Below are 25,819 nucleotides of genomic sequence, written 5' to 3'. Positions count from 1 at the left end.
TTGGCATGAGTGAAAGCGGCACGGCGGGAACACGGGGACGATTCTTCGTCACCACGCCGATCTACTACCTGAACGGCCAGCCCCATATCGGCCATGCCTACACCTCCATTGCGGCCGACGTGCTGGCGCGGTGGAAGCGGCTCAGCGGGCACGACGTCTTCTTCCTGACTGGCACCGACGAGCACGGGCAGAAGGTGGAGCAGGCGGCGGTCGCGGCCGGGCTCTCGCCGCAGGAGTTCACGGACCAGCTGGCCGGCGATTTCCGTTCCATGGCAGAACGGATCGGCATCTCCTTCGACGACTTCATCCGCACGACCGAGGAGCGGCACAAGCGCTCCTGCGCGGCGCTGTGGGAGAAGCTGGCGGCGGGCGGGCACATCTATCTCGGCCATTACGAGGGCTGGTACGCGGTGCGCGATGAGGCCTTCTACGGCCCCGATGAGATTGAGGAGCGCAACGGGCAGAAGGTGGCTATCGCCTCCGGGGCTCCGGTCGAGTGGACGCGCGAGCCCTCGTACTTCTTCCGTCTCTCCAACTGGACCGACCGGCTGCTCGCCTTCTACGAGGCGAACCCGGACTTCATGGCGCCGGCAAGCACGCGGCGGGAGGTGATGTCCTTCGTGAAGGCCGGGCTGCAGGACCTCTCGATCTCCCGCACCTCGTTCAAATGGGGCGTGCCGGTGCCGGGCGACGGGGCTCATGTGATGTATGTCTGGCTGGACGCGCTGACGAACTACATCACCGCTGCCGGCTATCCCGACACCAGTGCGGACCGCTGGGCCTTCTGGCCGGCCGACGTGCACATGGTCGGCAAGGAGATCACGCGATTCCACTGCGTCTACTGGCCAGCCTTCCTGATGGCTGCCGGGCTGGAACCGCCAAGGCGCGTCTATGCTAATGGCTGGCTGACCATCGAGGGGCAGAAGATGTCGAAGTCCCTCGGCAACGGGCTCGACCCGCTGCTGCTGGCGGAGGAATTCGGGCTCGATCCGCTGCGCTACTACCTCCTGCGGGAGGTTCCCTTCGGCAATGACGGCGACTTTTCGCGCCGGGCCGTGATCGGGCGACTGAACAGCGAGCTGGCGAACGACCTCGGCAACCTCGCCCAGCGCAGCCTCTCTCTGATCCAGCGGAACTGCGAGGGGCGGCTGCCCGCGCTGACGGCACCGACCGAGGCGGACCGGGAGCTGCTCGGCCCGCTGGAGGCGCTGCCGCCTGCGGTGGACGAGGCGATCTCGCGCCAGGCTTTCGGCGAGGCGCTGGAGCGGATCTGGACGGTGGTGCGCCTCGGCAATTCCTGGATCGATGCCCAGAAGCCCTGGGCGCTGAAGAAGACCGATCCCATGCGGATGGAGGCGGTGCTGCGCAGCCTGCATACGCTGCTGCGAGGGCTGGCGACGATCCTGCAGCCCTTCATGCCCGGCACCATGGCGGCGATGCTCGACCAGCTGGCGGTGGGGGAGGGGGCCCGCGGCCTGGCGGACCTAGCGACTCCCATGGCCAATGGCACCCTTCTGCCGCCGCCGGTGCCGCTGTTCCGCAAGATCGACGAGGCCGCCTGATGCTTGTCGATAGCCACTGCCACCTCGACTACTTTGGTGAGGAGGAGATCGAGGCGGTCATTGACCGGGCCCGCTTGGCCGGCGTCAGGCGGATGGTGACGATCGGGGTACGTATGAGCCAGGGCGCCGCGGTGAAGGCCTTGGCGGAGCGTTTCCCGGAGGTCTGGGGTACGGTCGGCGTCCATCCCCAGAACGCGGGTGAGGAGCCGATCCCCACCGTGGAGGAGATTGTCGCCCTGGCGGACCATCCGCGAGTGATCGGGATTGGTGAGTCGGGCCTCGATTATTTCTACGACAAAGCCCCGCGCGAGGTGCAGCAGGAGAGTTTCCGACGCCATATCCGCGCCAGCCAGCGCACGGGCCTGCCGCTCGTGATCCACGCGCGCGATGCCGATGACGACATTGCGGCCATCCTGGCGGAAGAGCGCGCATTGGGCGGTGACTTCCCGGCGCTGCTGCACTGCTTCTCCTCTACCCGTGCTCTGGCAGAGCAGGTCGTTGCGGATGGGGGCTATGTCTCGCTCTCCGGCATCCTGACCTTCCCAAAAAGTGAGGAACTCCGCGCCATCGCGGCGGGTCTGCCAGAGGACCGACTGCTGCTGGAGACGGATAGTCCCTATCTGGCACCCGTGCCGCAGCGTGGAAAACGTAACGAGCCGGCGCTTGTGGCCCACACGGCAGCAATGCTGGCGCGGGTCCGGGGGTGGGAGGTCGCACGCACGGCCGAGTTGACCACGTCTAACTTCATGCGCTTGTTCAGCCGATGCCGATAAGGTTCTGATTTTGAAGATAATACTTCTCGGCTGCGGTGGTTCCGGGGGCGTTCCGCTTCTTGGCGGCGATGATGGCCATGGCGCCTGGGGCGCTTGCGACCCGGCCGAGCCTCGCAACCGGAGGACACGATCGAGCATCGTGATCCAGGCGGCTGATGGTCAAACAATTCTCGTGGACGCCGGACCGGACCTGCGCGCCCAACTGCTTGAACACGGCATCGGGCGGATCGATGCCGTGCTGCTGACCCATGCCCATGCGGACCACGTTATGGGCCTGGACGAGTTGCGGATCATCAACCGGATTATGGGGAAAGCGCTGCCGGTTTACGGCACGGCACAAACCCTGTCCGACGTAACCAGTCGTTTCGAATACGCGTTCCGGCCGCCGACACTTGGCTTCTTCCGACCGGCGCTGGAGGCGGTGATCGTGGAGCCTGGACAGGTCGTCCACCTGGCTGGGCTCGACGTGCGGCTCTTCTCGCAGGACCACAAGGTAATGGAGACGCTCGGCCTGAGGATCGGCAGCTTCGGCTATTCGACGGATGTCGTGGAGATGCCGGATGCGGGCTTCGATGCCCTGGCGGGCGTGCAGGACTGGGTAGTGGGCTGCTTCCAGCGCGCGCCACATCCGGTTCATGCGCATGTGGAGAAAGCGATCGACTGGGCGTGCCGGCTGGGAGCCGCGCGAACGGTGCTGACCCATATGGGCCCGGACCTGGACTGGGCCTGGATGCGTCAGTCGCTGCCCGAGGGCGTGGAGCCCGGATACGACGGCATGGTGCTGGAGAGCCCTCAAGATGGCGCATAATTTTTACATAATTCACATTACGCGGCTTGAGGAAGCGCAGGGATGAGCAGGTCTACCCCCGCTGCCGAGCTGCTGCGCCTACTCGGGATTATGGCGCGGCTGCGGGCACCGGATGGCTGCCCCTGGGACCAAGTGCAGGACTTCGCCTCGATCGCCCCCTACACGGTCGAAGAAGGCCATGAAGTCGCTGACGCCATCGCCCGGAAGGATTGGTCGGGGCTGCAGGACGAGTTGGGCGACCTGCTTCTCCAGGTCGTTTATCACGCCCGGATAGCCGAGGAGGCCGGATGGTTCGCCTTCGCCGACGTGGCGAAATCCATCAACGAGAAGATGATCCGCCGTCATCCTCATGTCTTTGGCGAGGACGCCGCGCGGGACGCTGCCCAGCAAACGGCCGCCTGGGAGGTCCAGAAGGCGGCCGAGCGCGCTGCCCGCGCAGAGACGGGCACGTTGGCGGGCGTTTCGGGCAACCTTCCTTCCCTCACCCGCGCGGCCAAGCTCACGCATCGGGCCGCACGGGTCGGCTTCGATTGGCCGGATGCCGAGCAGGTGCTGGACAAGCTTGAGGAGGAAGCCACGGAGCTTCGGGCCGAGCTGCCCGGCGCCGATCCCGCCCGGCTGGCGGACGAGGTTGGCGACCTTCTCTTCGTGGTCGCCAACCTCGCGCGGAAGCTTGATCTTGATCCCGAGGGGTGCCTGCGCGGCGCGAACGCGAAGTTCGAGCGGCGCTTCGGCGCTATCGAGGACGGACTCTCTCGCCAGGGTCGCACCCCGGCGGAGGCTAGCCTGGAGGAAATGGAGACGCTCTGGGCCGCGGCGAAGGCGGCCGAACGCCGCTAGTCCCCAAGCAACGCGCCCCAGGCCGCGTCCCAGGAGGCTTTGTCTGGCGCGCAGATGAGGCCTCCTGCACGGTCCCGCGCGGGGTCGTAGGCGCTGCCGTCGAAATGCGCGGCGTGGCCCCCGGCCTCCTGGTGGACCAGCCAGCCAGGGGCATGGTCCCAGGGCATGAGGCGGTTATAGAGCGAGACGTGGATGTGGCCCCCGGCGAGGAGGCGGTACTCATGGGCGGCGCAGCCGAGCTGCCAAGTCTTCGCCAGTCGCGGTAGCCGGGCAGCGACATGGCTCTTCAAGGGTTCCGCGAGGTAGCCGTAGGAGACGCAGCCGACCATGGCGCCGACGTCGACCGGGAGCGCCACGCTCAGCGGCGTGCTCCGACTGCCATCGGCCGCAGCGAGCCAGGCCCCCTCCCCGCGCGCAGCCATCAGCGTGTCGTCGCCTGTCGGGTCGTGGATCCAGGCGGCCACCACCTCACCGCGCAGGAAGGCCGCGGCCATGCAGCCGAAGAGCGGCATGCCCGCCGCGAAATTCGCGGTGCCGTCCACGGGATCCACCACGAAGGCGAGTTCCTCCGTCGCGAGGCGGTCGGCGAGAACGGGATCGGCCGAGCAGCCCTCCTCCCCCACCACCAGGCATCCGGGGAAGGCCTGGGTAAGCGCCGCGGCAATCGCTCGCTCCGCCAACTCGTCCGCATCCGTCACCATGTCCAGCGGCCCGGTCTTGGTGCGGATATCGGCGGCGGCGAGTCGGCGGAAGCGCGGCATGATCTCCGCGCGCGCCGCCTCCCGCAGGATGGCATCCACGGCCGCGAGGGCCGCGGCGTCGAGGCCCTTCACGCCGGGCCGCGCTGGGCGAAGCGGGCGAGATCCGTGGGCGAGAGGCGGACGGAAAGGCGGATCGCGTCCTCGCCATCGTTACGCTCAATGACCTCGCCGTGCTGGTACAGCCAAGCGAGACCCGCGCCGTCACCGGGCTCGAGCGTGAAGGCCTCGGTGACGTAGCCGGCCGCCACACGCTCATCCAGCATGGTGCGAAGCGGCTCCAGCCCCTCCCCTGTCAGCGCGGATACAGGAACGGAGGAGGCGGTCGCCGGCGGCGGCTCCTCCAGCAGGTCCGTCTTGTTCAGCACCTCGATGACGCGCGCCTCCCAGTCCTCGTCGAGCGGCGCATCCTCGCCCGAGGCAAGGTCGTTCAGGACGCCGACGACGTCGGCGCGCTGGGCGGCGCTGTCCGGATGGGCGATGTCGCGCACGTGCAGGATGACGTCGGCCGCCGCGACCTCCTCCAGCGTGGCGCGGAAGGCCTCCACCAGCTGCGTCGGCAGCTCGGAGATAAAGCCAACCGTGTCCGAGAGGATGACGGTCCGCCCGGACGGCAGGCGGATCGCGCGCATGGTCGGGTCCAGCGTGGCGAAGAGCTGGTCCTGCGCATAGACGCCGGCGCCAGTGAGGGCGTTGAAGAGCGTGGACTTGCCCGCGTTTGTGTAGCCGACGAGCGCAACGATCGGATAGGGCACCTTGCCGCGCTGCTTGCGGTGCAGGCCGCGGGTGCGGCGCACCTGCTCGAGCTCCTTCTTCAGCTTGACGATGCGCTCGTCGATCAGGCGCCGGTCGATCTCGATCTGCGACTCACCGGGACCGCCTAGAAAGCCGAAGCCACCGCGCTGCCGCTCAAGGTGGGTCCAGGACCGAACGAGACGGGTGCGCTGATACGACAGGTGCGCCAGCTCGACCTGCAGCGAGCCCTCCCGCGTGCGGGCGCGCTCGCCGAAGATCTCGAGGATCAGGCCGGTACGATCGATGACCTTGCAGCCCCAGGCGCGCTCAAGGTTGCGCTGCTGCACGGGGCTGAGTGCAGCGTCCACGACCACCACTTGCACGCCGTGCTCAGCCATGGCGGCACGGGCGGCCTCCACCTGCCCCTCGCCGAGCAGGGTGCTCGGGCGACGAGCGCGGAGGGGAAAGATGCCGGTGTGGACGATGGCCACGCCAATCGAGGCGGCCAGACCGACCGCCTCGGCCAATCGGGCCTCGGCAGCCCGGGTGGCGCCCCTTCCATCAGGGATGCCGTGGGGTCTCTCCCACGGCAGGATGACAGCGGCCGGGGTGGGCCCCGCCGGATCAGTCGTGGCTGCCGACAGGGCTCGGCTCGCGGGGCGTGAGGGTCATGGTGGTCTCGCGGACAGGGGCGCCGCCCTGGGTTGGAGCCTGGGCGCCGGCGGAGGAGGCATCGAAGAGCATAATGGGCGCGCCCGGCATTACCGTGCTGATGGCGTGCTTGTAGACGAGCTGTGTGTGCCCGTCCCGGCGCAGGAGCACCGAGAAGTTGTCAAACCAGGTGATGATCCCCTGGAGCTTCACGCCGTTGACGAGGAAGACCGTGACAGGGGTCTTGCTCTTGCGGACATGGTTCAGGAACACGTCCTGAACGTTTTGGGACTTGTCGGCAGCCATGGGCTGATGTCCTTCTTCTCGTGTTCCGCCCGGCTTTGCCGTGGCGGATGAAGGATGCGGTTCTTCTTCACGGCCCGCACTCGTGCGATCCGCCCATCCCGGGCGCGCATCCTCGCCCTCCGGAAGGCCTGTAACTCAGCCCGCGGGGCGGGTGTTGGCAAGCGCGGATAGCGCAATCGTCATCTGCGCTGCGCTCAGGAAGTGGTGCGTCGGTGCGGAGGCCGCCGGACCCCCGTCATGGGCGGCGTCGCCGAGGAGGACGGGCACGCAGCCGGCCCGCCGCGCGGCCTCCATGTCCAGGGAGTTGTCCCCGACATACCAGACGGTCTCGCCGGCCCGGATACCGCAAGCGGCGCAGGCAAGGCGCATTGGCCTGGGATCGGGCTTGTCCGCCACGCCATCGCCGGCGCCGACCAGCGCCCGGAACAGCGGCGACCAACCGAGGCTCGCGGCTTCGGCGCGCAGCAGCGGGCCGGACTTGTTGGAAAGCACCGCAGTAGGGGCGAGTTCGGCCGCCTGCCGGATCAGGGCCTCCGCGCCGTCCATCGGGCGGAGCACCGAGAGGTGAGTCGCGCGCACCGCCGCGTAGAAGATGTCTCGCGCGTGCTCCCAGCGGTCGCCAAAGAGCGCAGGAAAGCTGTCGCGGAGCGAGTGGCGCACGCGAGCGCGCACCTCCTCCAGCGTCCATTCCGGCAGGCCGGCGTCGCTGAGCGCCGCGTTCAGCCCCGCCTGGATGGCGGGCCAGCCGTCCACCAGGGTGTTGTCCCAGTCCCAGACAATGGCACGAGGGCGGATCATGCGGCGCTGTTGCGGGGGCCGCCCTTCACATGGCGGGCGAAGATGTCGAAGAGGCGGCGGGTCACGGGGCCGGGCACCCCCTCCCCCACCGGGTGCCCGTCCACGGCTAGGACAGGCTTCACGAAAGAAGTAGCGGAGGTGATGAAGGCTTCCCGCGCTTCCGCCAGTTCGTCCAGGGAGAAGGGCCGCTCCTCCGCCTGCAGGCCGTGCGCCTTCATCTCGGCGAGCAGCGCGGCGCGGGTGCATCCGGGAAGGATGGACTCACCGAGCGGAGGAATGCGGATGGTGCCCTCGGCATCCACGATCCAGAAGCTCGTCGCGGCACCCTCGGAGACCATGCAAGTCACAGGGTCGTAGAGGATCGCCTCCCCTGCCCCCGCCTCCCGCGCCGCCTGGCGGGCAAGGACGTTGGGCAGGAGGTTCACGCTCTTGATGTCGCGCCTTGCCCATCGGTGGTCGGGCTGCGTGATGGCCGTCATGCTCCAGCCGTCGAGGCTCGACGGATAGGGCGGGATCCGGCGGACGGTGACCACGAGGCTCACCGGCACCGGCACCTTCGGGAAGGCGTGGTCGCGCCGGGCCACACCGCGGCCAACCTGCATGTAAAGCAAGCCTTCCGTCACCCGGTTGCGGCGCGCGACCTCCGCGAGCACAAGCCGGAGAGAGGCCAGCGGCATCGGCAGGCCGAGCTGGATCTGGCCCACGGAGCGCTCCAGCCGCGCGAGGTGCAGGTCGGCATCCACGAAGCGGCCATCGTAGAGATGGACCACCTCGTAGATGCCGTCGCCGAACTGGTAGCCGCGGTCCTCGATGTTCACGCAGGCGTCGCGCTGCGCGACGTAGCGCCCGTTCACATAGGCAATGCGCGACATAAGGACCGTCCGTTCACGAAGGTAGCTTAAAGGTAGCGACTCATGCGACCGCTTTTATCACGAAACGGACGCCCGGTCCTCCGCCTGCACCCCGAGGAACTTGAGCTTACGATGCAGGGCCGAGCGCTCCATCCCCACAAAATTGGCCGTGCGGCTGATGTTCCCGCCGAAGCGCAGGAGCTGAGCCTCGAGATACTGGCGCTCGAAGAGCTCCCGCGCGTCGCGCAGCGGCAGGGTCATGATCTCGCTGGAGCGATCCAGCTTGAGCATGGCGGGGGCGGAGGAACCCACCTCGGGCGGCAGCATCTCTGGCCGGATTGGGTCAGCCGGGCCGCCCGGGGCCATGATCAGCAGCCAGTCCACGAGGTTCCGGAGCTGGCGCACATTGCCCGGCCAGTCATAAGCCTGCATCGCCGCCATGGCGTCCTCGCTGATCTCGCGCGGGGGAACGCCCGAGTTCTCGGCGGATTTTCCCATGAAGTGGCGGGCCAGCGCGGGCACGTCCTCGCGCCGCTCGCGCAGCGCGGGCATGCGGATGGGCACGACGGCGAGGCGATAGAAAAGGTCCTCACGGAACCGGCCGGCGGCGATCTCGGCAGTCAGGTCGCGGTTGGTGGTCGCGGTCACGCGCACGTCCACCTTCACGCGGGTCGCGCCGCCAATGCGCTCGAAGCCTTGCTCCTGCAGCGCGCGGACGATCTTGCCCTGGGTCTCCAGCGGCATGTCCGCGACCTCGTCGAGCAGGAGCGTGCCGCCATGGGCGCGCTCCAGCACGCCGGGGCGGCGGGGCTGGGTCATCGGGTCCGGTCCGCCCTCCACGCCGAAGAGCTCCTCCTCGAAGCGGGAGGGGTTCAGCGTTGCGCAGTTGAGTGCCACGAAGGGCTCGTCCGCCCGGCGGGAGCGGGCATGGATGGCGCGCGCCGCCACCTCCTTGCCCGAACCGGCCGGGCCGGTGATCAGCACGCGCGATCCGGTGGGCGCCACCTTCTCAATGGCGTTGCGGATCTGGGCGATCAGGGAGGAGGTGCCGACCAGCTCCGTCTCAGAGCCGCCACGCAGCTTCAGCTCGCTGTTCTCGCGCTTGAGGCGGGCAGCCTCCAGCGCGCGGGCGACGATCAGCAACAGCCGGTCCGACTTGAAGGGCTTCTCGATGAAGTCGTAGGCGCCCTGCTGGATCGCCTGCACCGCCGTCTCGATCGTGCCGTGGCCCGAGATCATGACCACGGGCACGCGCGGCTCCTCGCGGTGGATCGCCTCCAGGATGCCAAGGCCGTCCAGCCGGGAATTCTGCAACCAGATGTCGAGGATGACGAGGTTGGGTCGCTTCTGGCGGAAGGCCGCCAGCGCCTGGTCGCTGTTCGCGGCCTGCCGGACCTCGTAGCCCTCGTCGGCGAGGACGCCGTCGATCAGGGCCCGGATATCCGGCTCATCGTCCACGATCAGGATGTCATGCGCCATGGCGCAGCATCTCCGTTCCTCTGTCGTGCAATCCTTCGGGCTCCGCCGTTCCGTTCTGGGGCAAGGTGAGCGTCGCACGGGCGCCGCCGTCCGATCCATCCGCGAGCGTCAGCCCGCCTCCATGGTCCTCCATGATCTTCTTCACGATGGCAAGCCCGAGGCCGGTTCCCTTCACCTTATGGGTTACATACGGTTCCGTGAGCCTGTCCCGCTCGGCGTCGCCGGGCAAGCCGATGCCGTTGTCCTCCACCGCGATATGCACCCAGGCGCCGGCGACGGAGACCTCGACCGTCACTCGGCCGCCCGCCTCGCCCTGCGGGCGCATGGCGATCGCGTCGGCCGCGTTCTGGAGAAGGTTCGTCAGGGCCTGGTTCACCAGACGGCGGTCGCAGCGCACGGCCGGCGCGTCATCCGGCATGACGAGGTCGTAATGGATACCTGGATGCGCGTCCCGCTGGAGGACCAGCGCCTCGCGCACGAGGCGTGCCGGATCCTCGGGGCGCATGACCGGGTGGGGCATCCTTGCGAAGGCCGAGAACTCGTCGACCATGCGGCCGATATCGCCCACCTGTCGAACGATCGTGTCCGTGCAGGCGCGGAACGTGTCGGGATCGTCCGAGATCTGCTTCAGGTAGCGGCGCTTCAACCGCTCGGCCGAGAGCTGGATGGGGGTCAGGGGGTTCTTGATCTCGTGTGCAATGCGCCGGGCGACATCCGCCCAGGCAGCGGTGCGCTGGGCCGAAAGCAGGGCGGTGATGTCGTCGAACGTGAGAACATAGCCCGAAAGCCCGCCCGCGTCGAACTCCGCACCAATGCGCGCGAGCAGTGTGCGGCGGCCGGACGGACCGGGCACGGGAATTTCCTCCGTCCGTGCGCGCTCGGGCGTCGCGGCGGCGGCGGCGAGGAAGGCGCGGAACTCTGGCACCACCTCCTCCAGCTTCTCCCCCACGGCGCCGTCCAGGTCGCGGCCGAGCAGCTCGCTCGCCGGCCGGTTCGGCAGGTTGATCCGCCCGTCGGCGTCGAGGCCGATTACCCCGGCCGAGACGCCTGCGAGGACGCCCTCGGTGAAACGCCGGCGGTCATCGAGCTGGCGATAGGCCTCCAACAGCTCGCTGCGCTGCGCGGCCAGCTGGTTCGTCATTCGGTTAAAGGCCCGGGATAGGCTACCAACCTCGTCATCCGCCCGCCCCTCCTCTACGCGGAAGGAGAGGTCGCCTCCCCTCACCCGTTCCGCAGCGTTGATGAGACGAGAGATGGGACGCGCGATCTGGTTTGCCATGACCAGTCCAATGAGAACCGCTGCGAGCAGTACGAGCAGGGTAGCTATCGCGAAGATAAGCACAAACGTGACCTGCAACCCTGATCGGTTGCGGTCGAGCTGGTCATACTCCTGAAAGGCGAGCTCGGTCCGCTGCATGTGCTCGATGATGGAGGGGTCGAGCGGGCGGTTGATCAGCAGCATCAGCCCGGGATCAATGTCGAGCGCGACGAGCCCCCTCACCCGCCCCTCCTCCCCCTCGGAAGCGAGCACAGCGACGTCGCCCTGGCGGGCGATCTCCATCGCCCAGGCCGGCGGCGGGTCGATGACCAGCGAGCTGCCGAGACCGGCACTGGCGATCACCCGCCCGAGCACCGGCTCGAAGACGATCGCCTCCGTCAGCCCGCGGAGCGCGGTATGGGTGGTCAGCACCCGGCTGAAGCCGATGGTGTTGTCCGGCAGTAGCGGCGCCGCACGGTTGAGGTCCGCCGCCATGGCGAGGGCATCGGCCCGGATGGTGTTGCGGTTCTCGTCCAGATACGCGCGGGAGGCGACGAGGCTGGCCTCCAGCGTGTCCCGCACCTTGTCCCCGAACCAAGCCTGAATGCCCAATTCGAAGAAGAAGGCGGCGAAGACCGCGACGAGCAGCGCAGGGACGACGGCAACAACGCCGAAGAGCATCACCAGCCGCACATGCAGGCGCGAGCCCGCGCTGCCCCGCCGCCGCTCCGCCCAGACGCGCACGAGCCGCCCGGCGAGGCTAGCCATCAGCAGCAGGACGACGGCCGCGTTGAAGAAGACAAGGACGGCCGTCTGGGAGGGGCTCGTCGGCCCGAAGGGGTTTCCTCCCGAGAGCACCGCGAAGGAGGCGACACCGAGCAGCAGCGCGCCCATCGCCAGCGCGAGGGTCATCACGCGGCCCAGAAGCATGTCCGCCAGCCGGCGCGCCAGGCCGACCGGTTGCTCCCGCGGGCGGCTCATGCGCCCGCCACGGAAGCGCCGGTCACGAGAGGCCGCGCACCACCGGCAGTTCCAGTTCCCGGATCTTCTTCCGCAAGGTGTTGCGGTTCAGGCCGAGCATGGCGGCGGCCTTGATCTGGTTGCCGCGGGTATTGGCTAGGGCGAGGCGCAGCAGGGGCCGCTCCACCTCGGCCAACACGCGCTCGTAGAGGTCGCGCACAGGCAGCCCATCCCGCTGGGCGCTCATGAAGGTGGCGAGGTGGCGCTCCACCGCCTGCTCCAGCGTCTCGGCGCTGGCAGGGGCCGGGGGCGCCCCGGGGCCGGGCTCGGCCTCGGCCAGTTCGGCCGCCACCGCGTCCTCGCCGATCACCTCCTGCGGGTAGAGCGCCGCGAGGCGCCGCATCAGGTTCTCGAGCTCGCGCGCGTTGCCAGGCCATGGATGAGACTTCAGCCGCTCCACGGCGTCGTTGTCCAGCGACTTGGCGGGCAATCCCGCCTCCCGCGCACGGTCGAGGAAGTGCCGGGCCAGAAGCGGAATATCCTCGGTCCGCTCCCGCAAGGGCGGTAGCCGGATGGGGACGACGTTGAGGCGGTAGAAAAGGTCCTCTCGGAAGAGGCCTTGGCGGATGGACTGCCGCAGGTCGCGGTGGGTGGCGGCGACGATCCGCACATTCGCCTTGATGGGCGTGCGGCCGCCGACGGTGGTGAACTCCCCCTCCTGCAGCACGCGGAGGAGGCGGGTCTGGGCCTCGGCCGGCATGTCACCGATCTCATCGAGGAAGAGCGTGCCGCCAGCAGCCTGCTCGAAGCGCCCCACGCCGCGGGACATGGCGCCGGTGAAGGCACCCCGCTCGTGCCCGAAGAGCTCCGCCTCGATCAGGTCGCGCGGGATGGCCGCCATGTTCACGGCCACGAAGCTGCCGCTGCGCCGGCGGGAGTAGTCGTGGAGTGCCCGAGCAACCAGCTCCTTGCCAGTGCCGGACTCCCCCGTGATCATCACGGTCAGGTCGGTCGTCGTGAGGCGGGCAACTGTCCGGTAGATCTCCTGCATGGCGGCCGAGCGGCCGACGAGCGGCAGCCGCTCCTCCTCCGCATTCTCCGACTCGGGCTCCTGAGCGGCCGGGGCCGCAAGCGCCCGGCCGACGAGGGACAGGAGGTCCTTCAGGTCGAAAGGCTTGGGCAGGTAGTCGAAGGCGCCGCGCTGCGCCGCCTTCAGCGCGGTCGCAAAGGTGGACTGAGCGCTCATCACCACCACGCGCAGCTCCGGCCGTACGCGGCGGATGCGGGGTACGAGGTCGAGGCCGTTCTCGTCGGGCATTACGACATCGGTGATGACGAGATCGCCCTCCCCGTCCTCGACCCAGCGCCAGAGGGTGGCTGCGGAAGAGGTGGCGCGCACGTTGTAGCCAGCCCGGCCGAGCGCCTGGGCGAGCACGGTGCGGATGGCGCGGTCGTCGTCGGCGATCAGGATGGTGCGTTCGGTCATCTACTTCGCTGGCTTGCTCGGGCGGGCTGTGGTGGCGGTGCTGGCGTTCAGGCAGGCTGTCTCAGCCGCGCGCGGACGGGCGGCGCGCTGCTGGCCGGGGGCATGGCCAGGGACAGGCGGAAGGCGGTGCGACCGGGGCGGCTGTCGCAGGCGATCAGCGCGCCGTGGTCGGCCACGAGCTTGGCGACGAGCGCGAGGCCTAGCCCCTGCCCGCCCCGCTTGGTGGTGACGAAGGGCTCGAAGAGGCTCGCGCGGACCTGCTCGTCGATCCCCGGCCCGTTGTCGCGCACGCTGACCTCCAGCGGCAGGTGGACGCGCTCGAGCGAGCCCGGCACCGCGAGGCGCACGCCGTGGCGATAGGCCGTGGAGAGCACGATCTCGCCCTTCAGCGGGTCCACCGCCTCGGCCGCGTTCTTGATGAGGTTCAGCAGAATCTGAACCAGCTGGTCGCGGTTGCCCCAGACCGGCGGGAGCGAGGGATCGTACTCCTCCACGATGCGGATATGCGAGGCGAAGCCGGTCGAGGCGACGCGGCGCACATGGTCCAGCACCTCGTGGATATTCACAGCCTCCTGGACGATCGGGCGCTCGGAGAACATGTCCATCCGCTCCACGAGGTCGCGGATCCGGTCCACCTCGTCCTGGATAAGGAGGCAGAGCTCCCGATCGCCCTCGGAGGCCGCCTGCTCCAGCAACTGCGCCGCCCCCCGGATGCCGGAGAGCGGGTTCTTCACCTCGTGGGCAAGCATCGCCGCCATGGCGCTGGCCCCGCGCGCGGCGCCCCGGAAGTTGAGCTGGCGGTCGAGCTTCTGGGCGGTGGAGCCGTCCTGAAGGGTCAGCAGCACCGCTCCCGGCATCTCCGGAAGGGTGGCGCCGCGAGCCGAGACGCCATCCCGGTAAAGACGGGGCGATTGCAGGGTGAGATCGTGGTCCGAGACCGGTGCATCCGCCGACCGCACCTGACGTACGAGGGCTGGAAGGCGGGAATCCTCCGGCAGGAGGTCGGTCAGCTGCATCTGGCGCAGGCTGGCGGCCGATATGCCCAGGAAGAGTTCCGCCGCCGGGTTGGCGAAGCGGAATCGCTCCTCCGCATCCAGCAGCACCACCGGGACGGGCAGGGCGGAGAGGAGATGCGTGCTGCTGGGCAGCCCGGCGAGCGGATCGACGAGAGAGGTGTCGGGCATGGCGGCTCCCTAGGCGGCCAGGGCGGCGTTGTCGTCTTGGCCGCGGCCGGCATCGCGGTACATGTCGCGCACGCCCTCCACCCCTGCGTCTAGGAGCGGGCGGTAGAAGCCTTCGATGGCCGCCATCGCCTCCTCGACCGTATCGGCGGCATTGATGCGCACTCGGAACTCCGCGCTGCCCGGAAGGCCGCGCGAGTACCAGGCGACATGCTTGCGGGCGAGCCGCAGGCCGGGGTTGCTGCCGTGGTGCGACAGCATGGCCGCGTAATGGGCAAGCAGCGTGGCGTACTGCTCGGCCAGCGGCGGCACCTCCGGCATGGTGCCGGTAGCGAGGTACTCCGCCACGAGGCCGGGCAGCCAGGGGCGTCCATAGGCGCCGCGGCCGATCATCACGCCGTCCGCCCCCGACTGGCGCAGCGCCTCCTCGGCGTCGAGCGGGCCGAGGATGTCGCCGTTGACGATGACGGGAATGGAGACGGCTGCCTTCACCCGGGCAACGAAGGCCCAGTCCGCCGTGCCCGTGTAAAGCATCTGGCGGGTGCGGCCGTGCACGGTAACCATGCGAATCCCGCATTCCTGCGCGATGCGGGCGAGGTTTGGGGCATTGAGGCTCGAATGGTCCCAGCCCATCCTCATCTTGAGGGTGACGGGCACGGGCACGGCGCGAACCGTCGCCTCCAAGATGCGGGCGGCCTTCACCTCGTCCCGCATGAGGGCGCTGCCGGCCTGCTGGCCGACCGCGACCTTCTTCACCGGGCAGCCGAAGTTGATGTCCACCAGGGCGGCGCCGTGATCCACGGCAAGGCGCGCGGCCTCGGCCATCACCTCTGGATCGCAGCCGGCGAGCTGAACGCTGGCCGGACCGCCGAAGCCATCCATCTCCGCCATTTTCAGGGTTTGGCGATTCTCGCGCACCATGGCCTGGCTCGCGATCATCTCGCTGACCACCATCGGCGTGCCGAGCCCCCGCGCGACCTGCCGGAAAGGAAGGTCCGTTACGCCCGACATCGGCGCGAGGATCACGGGGCGATCGATGTGGACATCGCCTAGGACGATCGGGCGCAGCGGCGGCCTGCCCCCACCTTGGGCAGCCTCAACGTGGGATGAAGGTGTCGGCATGGGCAAGTGCCTATCAAACGGGCACGCGCGCGGTCAAGCGGCAATGCCGTGGCAAGTACCAGGGTGGGCCTGGGCGTGAGCAGCGGCTGCGGCTAGGTTCCGCGCCGCTCGGAAGGGGATGGCCGGATGAAGGTGGCGGCGTTGCTGATGGCGGCGGGGCGCGGGGAACGCCTCGGCGGGGCGGAGCCGAAACAGTTCCTGCCCTTGCTGGGCCGGCCAGTGCTGCGCCACGCGGCCGAGGCGTTGCTGCGCGACGGGCTGGTGGACGCGATCCAGCCCGTCTGCGCCGATGCGGAGCGCGTGCGAGTGAACGCCCTGCTGGAAGGGCTTGCCGCCCTGCCCGCTGTCGCCGGCGGCGCCACACGTCAGGCAAGCGTTCGGGCGGGGCTGGAGGCGCTGGAGGCCCGCGCGCCAACCATCGTGCTCGTCCACGACGCTGCACGGCCCGTGGTGCCGGCCGGCACCGTGGCCGCGCTACTGGCCGCCCTCGCGGAGGCCGAGGGTGCGATCCCCGCCCAGCCGGTGGCCGACACGCTGAAGCTGGCCGAGGGCGAGACCGTGCTGCGCACAATGCCCCGCGACGGGCTGTTCCGGGCGCAGACGCCGCAGGCCTTCCGCTTCCCCCTGCTGCTGGCCCTGCACCGCGCCGCGGAGGAGGGCGCGACTGACGACGCCTTCCTGCTGGAGGCCGCAGGCCACGCGGTGCGGCTGGTGCCGGGCTCAGAGAGCAACGTGAAGATCACCCTGCCGGGTGACCTCGAGAGAGTGGAGGCCACCATGACGAGAGATATGCTGCCGCGAGTCGGCACCGGCTTCGACGTGCACCGGCTGGTGGCGGGCCGCCCCCTCTTCCTCTGCGGGGTGGAAGTGCCGCACAGCATGGGGCTCGACGGCCATTCGGACGCGGACGTCGGCCTGCATGCCCTCTGCGACGCGATCTACGGCGCCCTGGCCGAGGGCGATATCGGCCGCCATTTCCCGCCGAGCGAGGCGCAGTGGAAGAACGCGGACAGCGCCGCCTTTCTTCGCCATGCGGCCGGCCGGATTGCGGCACGCGGGGGCGTGCTGGCCAATGCCGACGTGACCCTCATCTGCGAGCGGCCGAAGATTACCCCCCACGCGCCCGCCATGATCACGCGGGTCGCCTCGCTGCTCGGCGTGGACGAGGGGCGCGTTTCGGTGAAGGCGACGACGACCGAGCGGCTGGGCTTCCCCGGGCGCGAAGAGGGCATCGCCGCGCAGGCGGCTGTCAGCCTGCTGGTGCCGGCGTAGCGGGCTCCGGCAGGTCCCGCATCACGGCGGCGCAGGCGGCCACGACCTCGTCGCGCAGTGGCCCGGGGCGCAGGGTGTCCACCAGGGTCGTGAACCAGTGCTCCGGCGGGTTGCGGCCGGCCGCCCGATGCCAGTCGAGGCCGCGCAGCACCGCCTCCGCCACCGGCGGAAGGCGGGGGGGCATGGTGCGTTCGTCCAGCGTGCCCCAGACGGCCGCCCAGCAGCGGGCGACAGTCCAGGGATTGTAGCCCCCTCCCCCCGTGACGATCAGCCGCGGCGCCTCGTCCCGCAGGGCGCGGACAACGGCCATGTGGCTGTTGTTGGAGAGGGAGAGGCGCGCCAGCGGGTCCTCCTCCAGCGCGTCGGCGCCGCATTGGAGCATGACAGCTTGGGGGCGGAGATGCCGCAGGATCGGCAGGATGGCCGCGTGGAGCACGTGGTCCATCTCCGTGTCGTTGAAGCCGACCGGCACGGGAATGTTGCGCGCATGGCCGCCCGCGCGGTCCTCCAGCCGGCCGGTGAAGGGCCAGCGGCCGCCCTCGTGGATTGACAGGGTGAAGACGCGCGGATCCTCACTGAAGGCGAGTTCCACGCCATCCCCGTGATGCGCGTCGATATCGACGTAAAGAATGCTGGTCAGCCCAAGGTCCAGCCATTCCAATAGGCCGAGCACGGGGTCATTGACGTAGCAGAAGCCGCTGGCGCGGTCGGGCAGCGCGTGGTGGGTACCGGCGCCGGGGACGTGGACGACGCCCCCTCCCCGCGTCAGCCGTGCCGCCAGAATGGCTCCGCCCGCGCTGGTAGCGGGGCGGCGGAAAACCTCCCGGTAGACCGGGTTGCCGTGGGCGCCGATATGGTGCCGCTCCCGGATCGTCGGCGAGACGGACTGGTCCTCCTCCGCCTGGCGGAGGGCTGCGACGTAGTCGAGCGTGTGGTAGCGCGTGAGCTGCTCCACCGTCGCCCGCGGACTGTCGAGGTAGCGCCGCGGATCGATCCAGCCGAGTGCGCGCAACAGGTCCAGTGTCGCCGGGACGCGCGGAATGGCCAGCGGGTGCTTCGGCCCGTAGGTGGAGCCGCGATAGATTTCGGAGCCGATGAGGAGCGGGCGCAGGGCCGTCAGCGCAGCCTCTCCAGGATCGAGACGTAGTTGGCGACAGCGGCCCCGCCCATGTTGAAGACGCCGCCGAGCGTCGCGCCCGGCACCTGCATCCCGCCCGCCTCCCCCGCGAGCTGCATCGCCGCGAGCACGTGCATGGAGACGCCGGTGGCGCCGATCGGATGGCCCTTCGACTTCAGCCCGCCAGAGGGATTCACCGGCAGCCGCCCACCTTTGGCCACCATGCCATCCAGCACGGCGCGGGCGCCCTGCCCCTCAGGCACCAGCCCCATCGCCTCGTAGTCGATCAGCTCGGCAATGGTGAAGCAGTCGTGCACCTCGGCGAAGGAGAGGTCGCCGATGCCGATGCCGGCCGAGTCGTAGGCCCTTCGCCACGCCTCCCGCGCACCCTCGAAGCGCGTGATGTCGCGAGCCGAGATCGGCATCAGATCGTTCACCTGCTCCGCCGCCCGGAAGCGGATCGCCTTGCCCATCGCCGCGGCCGTCGCGGCATCGGTGAGGACAAGGGCGGCCGCGCCGTCCGAGACGAGGCTGCAATCGGTGCGCTTGAGCGGGCCGGCCACCACCGGGTTCCGCTCGCTCTCAGTGCGGCAGAACTCGTAGCCAAGGTCCCGGCGCATCTGGGCGTAAGGATTGTCCACCCCGTTGAGATGGTTCTTCGCGGCGATGGCGGCGAGCGCGTCCGACTGGTCGCCATGGCGCTGGAAATAGGCATCCGCGATCCGGGCGAAGACGCCCGCGAAGCCCGCGGGGATATCGCCTTCCTCCTTTCGGTAGGCACAGCCGAGAAGCACATCCCCCACCTGCGCACCGGGGATGGCCGTCATCTTCTCGACCCCGACGACCAGGGTAAAGCGGCCCCGCCCGGCGCCCAGGAAGTCCATTGCGCCGTGGATCGCGGCGGAACCGGTGGCGCAGGCATTCTCGAGACGGGTGGCGGGCTTGAAGCGGAGCTCCGGTAGGGATTGCAAGACGAGCGAGGAGGGAAAATCCTGCTTCTGGAACCCACCGTTAAAGTGGCCGACATAGACGGCGTCCACTTCGGACGGGTCGATCCCCGCATCCTCGATAGCGGCCCGAGCAACGCGGCCGATCAAGGCCTCGGCGTCTGGCGCATCCTCCAGCTTGCCGAAGGGCGTATGGGACCAGCCGACGATGCAGGGCCCATTGGTCGCCGGTGCGGACATGCCACCCTCCTCTCCCAGTTACGCGGAAAGATAGGGTGGCGCTGGCCAGACGAAAATGGCCCGCGGCGGCCGGAGCAGCCGCGCCCGTATCAACCGCGGAAGAGGCTGAGCAGGCCCTGCGGCGACTGGTTGGCGATACCGAGCGCTTGGGTGCCGAGCTGCTGCCTGATCTTCAGGGCCTCAAGCCGGGCGCTCTCCTTCGCGAGGTCCGCATCGATGAGCGAGCCCAGGCCGGTATCAAGCGCGTCCAGCTTCTCCTTGTTGTAGCTCATCTGGGCGTCGAGGTAGTTCGAGTTCGAGCCGAAGGTGTTCAGCGCGGTGTTCACCGACGTCATCTTCGTCACGAAGTCGCCCCCGGCTGCGAGGGCCGAGGCCGCGGCCTCCGCGGTCGTTGGGGCTTCCTCGACAACCAGCGTCTCGGCGCCCGCCACGGCGGTCAGGGTGAAGAGGGTCGCCTGCTCGTTCCGCGTGGTGGCGATATCGCCGCCGCCGGCGTCGGTCGATGTCGTCAGCAGGGTACGCCCGTTATAGGTGGCATCCGAGATGAAGTTCGAGACCTGGGTGCGCAGGGAGGTATACTGCGACTGGTACTGGGTGCGCTGTGAGTCGGACAGCGTGCCGTCCGCCAGCTTCACGAGCACGCCGCGGATCTGCGACATCGACTCAGAGACCTTGTTCAGGCCCGCGAGGGTGGTGTCCAGGATGCCCTTGACGCTGCCCATCTGCTCATTGGCAGAGGTAAGGCCGGCAATGTCAGCGCGGACCGACTGGGCAACGGCAAAGGCCGCGCCATCGTCCTTCGCATCGGCCACACGGTAGCCGGTGGAGACGCGCTTTTGCGTCGCCGCCAGGGACTCGTTTGTCCGGTTCAGCGATTGGAGCGCGACCTGCGCGCCGATGTTCGTATTGACCGAGTTCGTCGCCATCGGGGTCTTCGCTTCGCGTCGGCAGGTTTCCTGCCCTCCCGACGAGGATGAGCCCTGGGGGTGAAGGAAAGGCTAACGAAGTCCGAGTCCACGCGGCCGATCGGCGACCGACCCGCCGGAATCAGAAGGCCCCGGCGCGAGGGCCGGGGCCTTCCATGATCAAGCCGCGAAGTGGCGATCAGTCGCCCTTGTACTGGACGGCCTGGCGGCCGCGCTGGCCGTCGCGCACGTCCAGCGCCACCTTCTGGCCCTGCTGCACGTCGGTCACGCCGGCGCGCTGGAGGACGGAAGAATGGAGGAACACGTCCTGGCCGCCATCGTCCGGGGTCACGAAGCCGAAGCCGCGCACCTGGTCGAACCACTTGACGGTGCCGTTCACGGCATAGGTCGGGCCACCCTCGTCACGGCCGAAGTCGCGGCGCGGCGGACGGTCACCGAAATCGCGACGTGGGGCGCCGAAGCCACCACCACCGCCGGGGGCACCGAAGCCACCACCGCCACCACCAAAGTCACGGCGCGGCGGACGATCGCCGAAGCCGCCACCGCCGAAGTCGCGGCGCGGCGGACGATCGCCGAAGCCACCACCGCCGAAGTCGCGGCGCGGCGGACGATCGCCGAAGCCACCACCGCCACCACCAAAGTCACGGCGCGGCGGACGATCGCCGAAGCCACCACCACCCGCGGCGCCGCCCGGACCGGGCTTCAGCTCCACGATGCGGGTCACCAGACGGCGGCCCTGACGGTCGGTCCCGATCTCACAGACGAGCTTGTCGCCCGTCTCGGCCGACTGGATGCCGGCCTCAGCCATTGCGGATGCGTGGAAAAAAACGTCCTGCCCATCGGGACCAAGCACAAAGCCGAAGCCCTTGCGGCCGTTGTACCACTTCACCTCGGCCTCGACGGGCCCGGTGCCACCCTGCGATTCATTCTCGGGGAACACTGTATCTCTATTTCCGCAAACCAGTCGGCCCGACGGGATGCAGGACCGGTATCGTCATGCTCGCACGGTCCTGCAAGGAATGCTAGGTGAATCGACGAGGGTCGTAAGCCGCGATGTCAATCGGGGGCTTGGCACCCGCCGCCAGGGCCGCCGCCACCTGCCCGCTCCGTGGTCCGCCGACCAGCCCGACATGGCCGTGCCCGAAGGCGAGGATCACATCCGGCGTGGCGCGTGCATGGCCGAGGCAGGGCAGACCATCGGGCATCGAGGGGCGATGACCCATCCACAGGGAGACGCGATCCTCGGGCAGGTCGGCCGGAAGCGATGGGAAGCACCGCTTCAAATGGTCTCGCAGGATGCCGGCACGCGCCCAGTTCGGCGCCGCTTCCAACCCCGCGATCTCTACCTGCCCGGAGACACGGAGCCCGGCGCGGGTGGCGGTGATCGCCATCTTCCCGTCCGAGGGCATGATGGGGATGCGCGGCCCGGTCTCGGCCCCCCGCACGACGGCGTGGTAGCCCCGCTCCGTCTCCAGCGGCACGCGCGAGCCGGCCTGGGCAGCGAGCGCGCGTGATCGGGCGCCGGCGCAGATGACGGCTCGGTCCGCGACGATCTCCCCCTCCCCCGTGGTCACGGCGTAGAGGCGGCCGCGCTCGATCCGGAAGCCGGTGGCAGTCACCCGCCGAAGCGTCGCCCCCTCGGCCTCGGCCTGCGCCACGAGGGCGGCCACGTAGGCGGCGGGATCGGTGCAGTGCCCGGCTTCCTCGAACAGCGCGCCGAAGCCGTAGCGGCGGTCGAGTTCAGGCTGGAGCTGACGCATCTCCTCCGGCCCGATCTCCTTCCAGTCCAGCCCGACCGCGCGGCGGATGCGCCAGCCGAGCGCCTCGGCTTCGTATTCGGCCCGGGAAGGATAGACATACATGAGGCCATCCCGCCGGATCAGCTCGGACACACCAGCGCGCTCGGCCAAGGAGCGATGGAGGGCCGGCCCATCCCGGAGCAGGGTCCGCAGCGCCTCGGCGGTGCGCAGCACCCGCGCCTCGGTGGCGCCCGAGCGGAGATAGGCGAGGAGCCAGGGCAGGACCCGCGGTAGATAGGACCAGCGGATAGCCAGCGGCCCCAGCGGGTCCATCAGGAAGCCCGGCACCTTCCGCCAGAGCCCCGGCGTCGCCGGCGGGATGACCGACATATGCGAGAGCCAGCAGCCATTCCCGTAGGAAGCGGCCTGTTCCCCGCCGGGCGGACCGGGGTCAAGGATGGTGACGCGCAGCCCACGGTCTAGGGCCGAGAGGGCGGTGCAGGCGCCGACGATGCCGGCGCCGATGACCACCAGGTGGTTCCCCGCTCCGGGGCCGCTGCTCGATCCGGCCCCGGCCGGATCAGCCGGCATCGACGATCGCGCGCTTCGCCATGACGGTGACGAGATGAGCGCGATACTCGGCGCTGCCGTGGATATCACCGTTCAGCCCGTCCGCAGACTGGCGGATATTGGCGACCGCCTCCGGCGACCAGGTGACCGCGAGCGCCGCCTCCATCTCCGCCTGGCGGAACACGCCGGGGCCGGCGCCGTTCACCACCACGCGCACACCGGCCGGGCCGCGCGCGACGAAGACGCCGGTCATGACGTAGCGGGAGGCCGGGTTGCGCATCTTGGCGTAGCCGGCCTTCTCGGGGATCGGGAACTCGACCGCCGTCAGCAGCTCGCCCGGCTCGAGGGCCGTGGTGAACATGCCCTGGAAGTAATCATCGGCCGCGATGCGGCGGCGGTCGGTCACAAAGGTGGCGCCGAGGGCCAGCGCCGCCGAGGGATAGTCGGCCGCCGGGTCGTTGTTCGCGAGGCTGCCGCCGATGGTGCCGCGGTTGCGGACCTGCGTGTCGCCAAGATGGCCAGCCATCCAGGCGAGCGCCGGGATCGCGGCCTTCACCGTCGGGTCGTTCTGGATCTCCTGGTGCCGCGTCATTGCGCCAATGACGATCTGGTCGCCCTCCCGCCGGATGCCGCGCAGCTCGGCGATGCCGGAGAGATCGATGAGGGCCGAGGGCTTGTCGAGCCGGTGCTTCAGCGCCGGTAGCAGCGTCTGGCCACCCGAGATCGGGCGCGCCTCGGGGTCAGCCAGCAGGCCCACGGCCTCGGCGACAGTGGTGGGCTTGTGATAGGCGAAGTCGTACATGGCGATCAGACCTCGGCCGGGGCGAGCGCGTCGCGGCGGCCGTGAATGACCTCCTGCGCCGCGGCGATCGCCTTGACGATGTTGTGGTAACCCGTGCAGCGGCAGAGGTTGCCCTCAAGCCCCTCGCGGATCTCGTGCTCGGTCATCCCGTCGGGGTGCTTCTTCACGAGGTCGATGGCGGACATGACCATGCCCGGCGTGCAGAAGCCGCACTGCAGGGCATGGTACTCGCGGAAGGCCTCCTGCATCGGATGCAGCGTGCCGTCTGGCGCAGCCAGGCCCTCAATGGTCGTGACAGAACTTCCCTCGGCCTGCACGGCCAGCATGGTGCAGGACTTCACACTCTCGCCGTCCACATGCACCACGCAGGCGCCGCACTGGCTCGTGTCGCAGCCGACATGGGTTCCCGTGAGGCGCAGCTTCTCCCGCAGCAACTCGACCAGGAGGGTGCGGCCCTCCACCTCGACGCTGTGGCGCTGGCCGTTCACCGTCAGGCTGACATTCGGCATCTTCGGCTCCCGCTCCGGTCCCCAGGGGGGACGCTATTCCCTTGGAGGGTCGCCCGGCACCCGGGATGCGTCAAGCGAGCCGCCCTCTCTCCGCCGCTAATGAAGGGGCGAGACGTCGCGTGCCAAGGGGTTCTGCTCCTCCGGCAGGTCGTGCAGGTGGCAGGCGGCGGTATGGCCGGCGCTGGTGGGCTTGAGCAGGGGCTCGTCCACCCGGCAGCGGTCGAAGACGTAGGGGCAGCGCGTGTGAAAGCGGCAGCCCGTGGGCGGGTTGATCGGGCTGGGCACATCTCCCTTGAGGATGACGCGGGTCCGCGCCGCTCCGGGCTGGGGCACCGGCACCGCCGAGAGCAGCGCCTGGGTATAGGGGTGCTTGGGCGCCGCGAAGAGCGAGCGGCGCGGCGCCACCTCGACGATCTTGCCGAGATACATGACCGCCACCCGGTGCGTCATGTGCTCGACGATTGCGAGGTCGTGGCTGATGAACAGCAGCGCGAGGCCAAGATCCTTCTGCAGGTCCTGCAGGAGGTTGACGATCTGCGCCTTAACCGAGACGTCGAGGGCTGAAACCGCCTCGTCGCAGATGATGAGGTCGGGCTCCGCGGCCAGCGCGCGGGCGATGCCGATGCGCTGGCGCTGGCCGCCCGAGAACTCGTGCGGCCAGCGGCCAATCGCGTCCCGCGGCAGGCGGACCGTGTCCATCAGGGCCGCGAGGCGACGGTCGAGGTCGGCCTTGTCCTTCGCCAGGCCGAAATTACGGATCGGCTCGGCCAGAATGTCGCGCACGCGCATTCGGGGGTTCAGGCTGGAGAAGGGGTCTTGAAACACCACCTGCACGCGGCGCCGCATAGGGCGGAGCTGCGACTGGCGAAGCGTGTCCACCCGCTGCCCATCGAGCACCACCTGTCCCGAGGTGATGTCGAACAGGCGTAGCACGGCCTTGCCAACCGTAGACTTGCCGCAGCCGGATTCGCCCACGAGCGAGAGCGTCTCTCCCTTGGCGATGTCGAAGGAGACGCCGTCCACGGCATACACATGGCCCGTGACGCCCCCGAGCAGGCCACCACGAAGCGGGAAGTGCTTCTTGAGGTCATCGACGCGCAGCAGCGGCGCGGTGTTGGTAAGGCTGGCGCTCATGCCGCGAGGAGTTCCTTCTCGGCGTAGTGGCAGGCGGCGGTGTGGGCAGGGGCCTTCGGCTCCAGCGCCGGGGCCACGGCGCGGCAGAGCTCGGTGACCTTTGGGCAACGGCCGGCGAAGACGCAGCCGTCGATCCGCTGCTTGAGGCTGGGCACGAGGCCGGGGATCTCGGCCAGGCGCTCGGTCGTGCCGTCCAGTGAGGAGCCGAGCTTCGGCACCGCGCCGAGCAGGCCCTGGGTATAGGGGTGCTTGGGGTTGGCAAAGAGGTCACCGACCGGTGCCTCCTCCACCTTGCGGCCGGCATACATGACGATCACGCGCTCCGCGACCTCCGCCACTACGCCGAGGTCGTGGGTGATGAGGACGATAGCCGCGCCGACCCGGTGCTTCAGGTCGCGCATGAGGTCGAGGATCTGCGCCTGGATCGTCACGTCCAGCGCGGTGGTCGGCTCGTCGGCGATAAGGAGCTGCGGGTTGCAGGCCAGCGCCATGGCGATCATCACGCGCTGGCGCATGCCGCCCGAGAGCTGATGGGGGTACTCCTTCACCCGCCGCTCCGGCGCGGGGATGCCGACGAGGCGCAGCATCTCCACCGCTTTCGCCTCCGCCTGCTGGCGGCCGAGGCCCTGGTGCAGGCGCACCGTCTCGCCGATCTGCCGGCCGACCGTCAGCACCGGGTTGAGAGAGGTCATCGGCTCCTGGAAGATCATGCTGACCTCGTTGCCCCGGATGGCGCGCATCTGGGGCTCGGAGAGCTTCGCTAAGTCCTTGCCCTGGAAAAGGATCTCGCCGGCTATCCTGCCGGGGGGCTCAGGAATGAGCCGCAGGATGGACATGGCAGTGACTGACTTGCCGCAGCCGCTCTCACCCACGATGGCGACCGTCTCACCGGCATTGACGTGAAAGGAGAGGCCGTCCACCGCCCGGTTCACGCCATCGGGCGTGCGGAAGTGGGTCTGGAGGTTGCGGACATCGAGGAGGGGTTTCTCGGCCAT

General features: G+C 69.2%; 24 protein-coding genes. 5 read left to right on the top strand and 19 right to left on the bottom strand.

Annotation, left to right across the window (positions count from 1 at the left end; all coding sequences use genetic code 11):
- Positions 1-5: 5 nt before the first annotated feature.
- From metG to mazG, 4 genes are read left to right on the top strand one after another with little or no spacing between them, the layout of a single operon-like run.
- Positions 6-1,562, top strand: coding sequence for a methionine--tRNA ligase (metG, locus tag D9599_RS05500; RefSeq protein ID WP_198380226.1), 1,557 nt, complete (start codon positions 6-8; stop codon positions 1,560-1,562).
- Positions 1,562-2,335: a TatD family hydrolase gene (locus D9599_RS05495; RefSeq protein WP_198380225.1), complete on the top strand. Its 774-nt coding sequence runs from the start codon at positions 1,562-1,564 to the stop codon at positions 2,333-2,335. The genes metG and D9599_RS05495 overlap by 1 nt, the downstream gene beginning before the upstream one ends.
- A gap of 10 nt (positions 2,336-2,345) precedes the next feature.
- Entirely contained in the window at positions 2,346-3,143 is a 798-nt protein-coding gene (locus tag D9599_RS05490; RefSeq protein WP_198380224.1) for an MBL fold metallo-hydrolase, read from the top strand.
- Between the two features lie 42 nt (positions 3,144-3,185).
- The gene (gene mazG, locus D9599_RS05485; RefSeq protein WP_198380223.1) at positions 3,186-3,983 is read left to right on the top strand and encodes a nucleoside triphosphate pyrophosphohydrolase; all 798 of its coding nucleotides are present in this window, start codon (positions 3,186-3,188) and stop codon (positions 3,981-3,983) included.
- On the opposite strand, the gene D9599_RS05480 is transcribed toward mazG, so the two are convergent.
- The 10 genes from D9599_RS05480 to dusB all read right to left on the bottom strand — a co-directional run bounded on the left by D9599_RS05480 (position 3,980) and on the right by dusB (position 15,568).
- Positions 3,980-4,816 carry an inositol monophosphatase family protein gene (locus tag D9599_RS05480; RefSeq protein WP_309228549.1) on the bottom strand — a complete coding sequence of 279 codons (837 nt, stop codon included), beginning with the start codon at positions 4,814-4,816 and terminating at the stop codon, positions 3,980-3,982. The genes mazG and D9599_RS05480 overlap by 4 nt on opposite strands.
- Positions 4,813-6,120: a GTPase HflX gene (gene hflX / locus D9599_RS05475; protein ID WP_198380402.1), complete on the bottom strand. Its 1,308-nt coding sequence runs from the start codon at positions 6,118-6,120 to the stop codon at positions 4,813-4,815. The genes D9599_RS05480 and hflX overlap by 4 nt, the downstream gene beginning before the upstream one ends.
- The gene (gene hfq, locus D9599_RS05470; RefSeq protein WP_043835875.1) at positions 6,101-6,433 is read right to left on the bottom strand and encodes an RNA chaperone Hfq; all 333 of its coding nucleotides are present in this window, start codon (positions 6,431-6,433) and stop codon (positions 6,101-6,103) included. The genes hflX and hfq overlap by 20 nt, the downstream gene beginning before the upstream one ends.
- A gap of 135 nt (positions 6,434-6,568) precedes the next feature.
- Positions 6,569-7,231, bottom strand: coding sequence for an HAD family hydrolase (locus D9599_RS05465; protein ID WP_198380222.1), 663 nt, complete (start codon positions 7,229-7,231; stop codon positions 6,569-6,571).
- Positions 7,228-8,103, bottom strand: a complete 876-nt coding sequence (locus tag D9599_RS05460) for a D-amino-acid transaminase (RefSeq protein ID WP_198380221.1) — start codon at positions 8,101-8,103, stop codon at positions 7,228-7,230. Before D9599_RS05460 ends, D9599_RS05465 begins: the two co-directional genes overlap by 4 nt.
- 57 nt (positions 8,104-8,160) lie before the next feature.
- A complete protein-coding gene (locus D9599_RS05455) occupies positions 8,161-9,561 on the bottom strand; it encodes a sigma-54 dependent transcriptional regulator (RefSeq protein WP_198380220.1) in 1,401 nt (466 codons plus the stop codon).
- The gene (locus D9599_RS05450; protein ID WP_198380219.1) at positions 9,551-11,800 is read right to left on the bottom strand and encodes a PAS domain-containing sensor histidine kinase; all 2,250 of its coding nucleotides are present in this window, start codon (positions 11,798-11,800) and stop codon (positions 9,551-9,553) included. The genes D9599_RS05455 and D9599_RS05450 overlap by 11 nt, the downstream gene beginning before the upstream one ends.
- Positions 11,801-11,822: 22 nt before the next feature.
- A complete protein-coding gene (ntrC, locus tag D9599_RS05445; RefSeq protein ID WP_198380218.1) occupies positions 11,823-13,265 on the bottom strand; it encodes a nitrogen regulation protein NR(I) in 1,443 nt (480 codons plus the stop codon).
- Between the two features lie 47 nt (positions 13,266-13,312).
- Complete coding sequence (locus D9599_RS05440; protein ID WP_198380217.1) at positions 13,313-14,449, bottom strand: nitrogen regulation protein NR(II); 1,137 nt, start codon at positions 14,447-14,449, stop codon at positions 13,313-13,315.
- Between the two features lie 9 nt (positions 14,450-14,458).
- Positions 14,459-15,568, bottom strand: coding sequence for a tRNA dihydrouridine synthase DusB (gene dusB / locus D9599_RS05435; RefSeq protein WP_198380216.1), 1,110 nt, complete (start codon positions 15,566-15,568; stop codon positions 14,459-14,461).
- A gap of 126 nt (positions 15,569-15,694) precedes the next feature.
- Between dusB and D9599_RS05430 the strand changes: the two genes are divergently transcribed.
- Positions 15,695-16,840 carry a bifunctional 2-C-methyl-D-erythritol 4-phosphate cytidylyltransferase/2-C-methyl-D-erythritol 2,4-cyclodiphosphate synthase gene (locus tag D9599_RS05430; RefSeq protein WP_198380215.1) on the top strand — a complete coding sequence of 382 codons (1,146 nt, stop codon included), beginning with the start codon at positions 15,695-15,697 and terminating at the stop codon, positions 16,838-16,840.
- Here D9599_RS05430 and D9599_RS05425 read toward each other — a convergent pair.
- The 9 genes from D9599_RS05425 to D9599_RS05385 all read right to left on the bottom strand — a co-directional run bounded on the left by D9599_RS05425 (position 16,818) and on the right by D9599_RS05385 (position 25,819).
- Positions 16,818-17,951: an acetoin utilization protein AcuC gene (locus D9599_RS05425; RefSeq protein WP_198380401.1), complete on the bottom strand. Its 1,134-nt coding sequence runs from the start codon at positions 17,949-17,951 to the stop codon at positions 16,818-16,820. The two genes, D9599_RS05430 and D9599_RS05425, sit on opposite strands and share 23 nt — an antisense overlap.
- A gap of 5 nt (positions 17,952-17,956) precedes the next feature.
- Positions 17,957-19,144, bottom strand: coding sequence for an acetyl-CoA acetyltransferase (locus D9599_RS05420; protein WP_198380214.1), 1,188 nt, complete (start codon positions 19,142-19,144; stop codon positions 17,957-17,959).
- Positions 19,145-19,233: 89 nt separating this feature from the next.
- Positions 19,234-20,070, bottom strand: coding sequence for a flagellin (locus tag D9599_RS05415; protein ID WP_198380213.1), 837 nt, complete (start codon positions 20,068-20,070; stop codon positions 19,234-19,236).
- A gap of 178 nt (positions 20,071-20,248) precedes the next feature.
- Positions 20,249-21,010 (bottom strand): cold shock domain-containing protein, encoded by a 762-nt coding sequence (locus tag D9599_RS05410; RefSeq protein ID WP_309228548.1) that lies wholly within the window; start codon positions 21,008-21,010, stop codon positions 20,249-20,251.
- Between the two features lie 82 nt (positions 21,011-21,092).
- Positions 21,093-22,340 (bottom strand): FAD-binding oxidoreductase, encoded by a 1,248-nt coding sequence (locus tag D9599_RS05405; RefSeq protein WP_309228547.1) that lies wholly within the window; start codon positions 22,338-22,340, stop codon positions 21,093-21,095.
- Between the two features lie 49 nt (positions 22,341-22,389).
- Positions 22,390-23,181 (bottom strand): xanthine dehydrogenase family protein subunit M, encoded by a 792-nt coding sequence (locus D9599_RS05400; protein ID WP_198380211.1) that lies wholly within the window; start codon positions 23,179-23,181, stop codon positions 22,390-22,392.
- Between the two features lie 5 nt (positions 23,182-23,186).
- On the bottom strand, positions 23,187-23,690 hold the full coding sequence (locus D9599_RS05395; RefSeq protein ID WP_043835905.1) for a (2Fe-2S)-binding protein: 504 nt from the start codon (positions 23,688-23,690) through the stop codon (positions 23,187-23,189).
- Positions 23,691-23,786: 96 nt separating this feature from the next.
- Complete coding sequence (locus D9599_RS05390) at positions 23,787-24,824, bottom strand: ABC transporter ATP-binding protein (RefSeq protein ID WP_198380210.1); 1,038 nt, start codon at positions 24,822-24,824, stop codon at positions 23,787-23,789.
- On the bottom strand, positions 24,821-25,819 hold the full coding sequence (locus tag D9599_RS05385) for an ABC transporter ATP-binding protein (RefSeq protein ID WP_198380209.1): 999 nt from the start codon (positions 25,817-25,819) through the stop codon (positions 24,821-24,823). Before D9599_RS05385 ends, D9599_RS05390 begins: the two co-directional genes overlap by 4 nt.

The organism is Roseomonas sp. KE2513, assembly GCF_016107305.1.
Taxonomy (GTDB): Bacteria; Pseudomonadota; Alphaproteobacteria; order Acetobacterales; family Acetobacteraceae; genus Roseomonas.
This window is presented reverse-complemented; position numbering and strand designations above follow the sequence as displayed.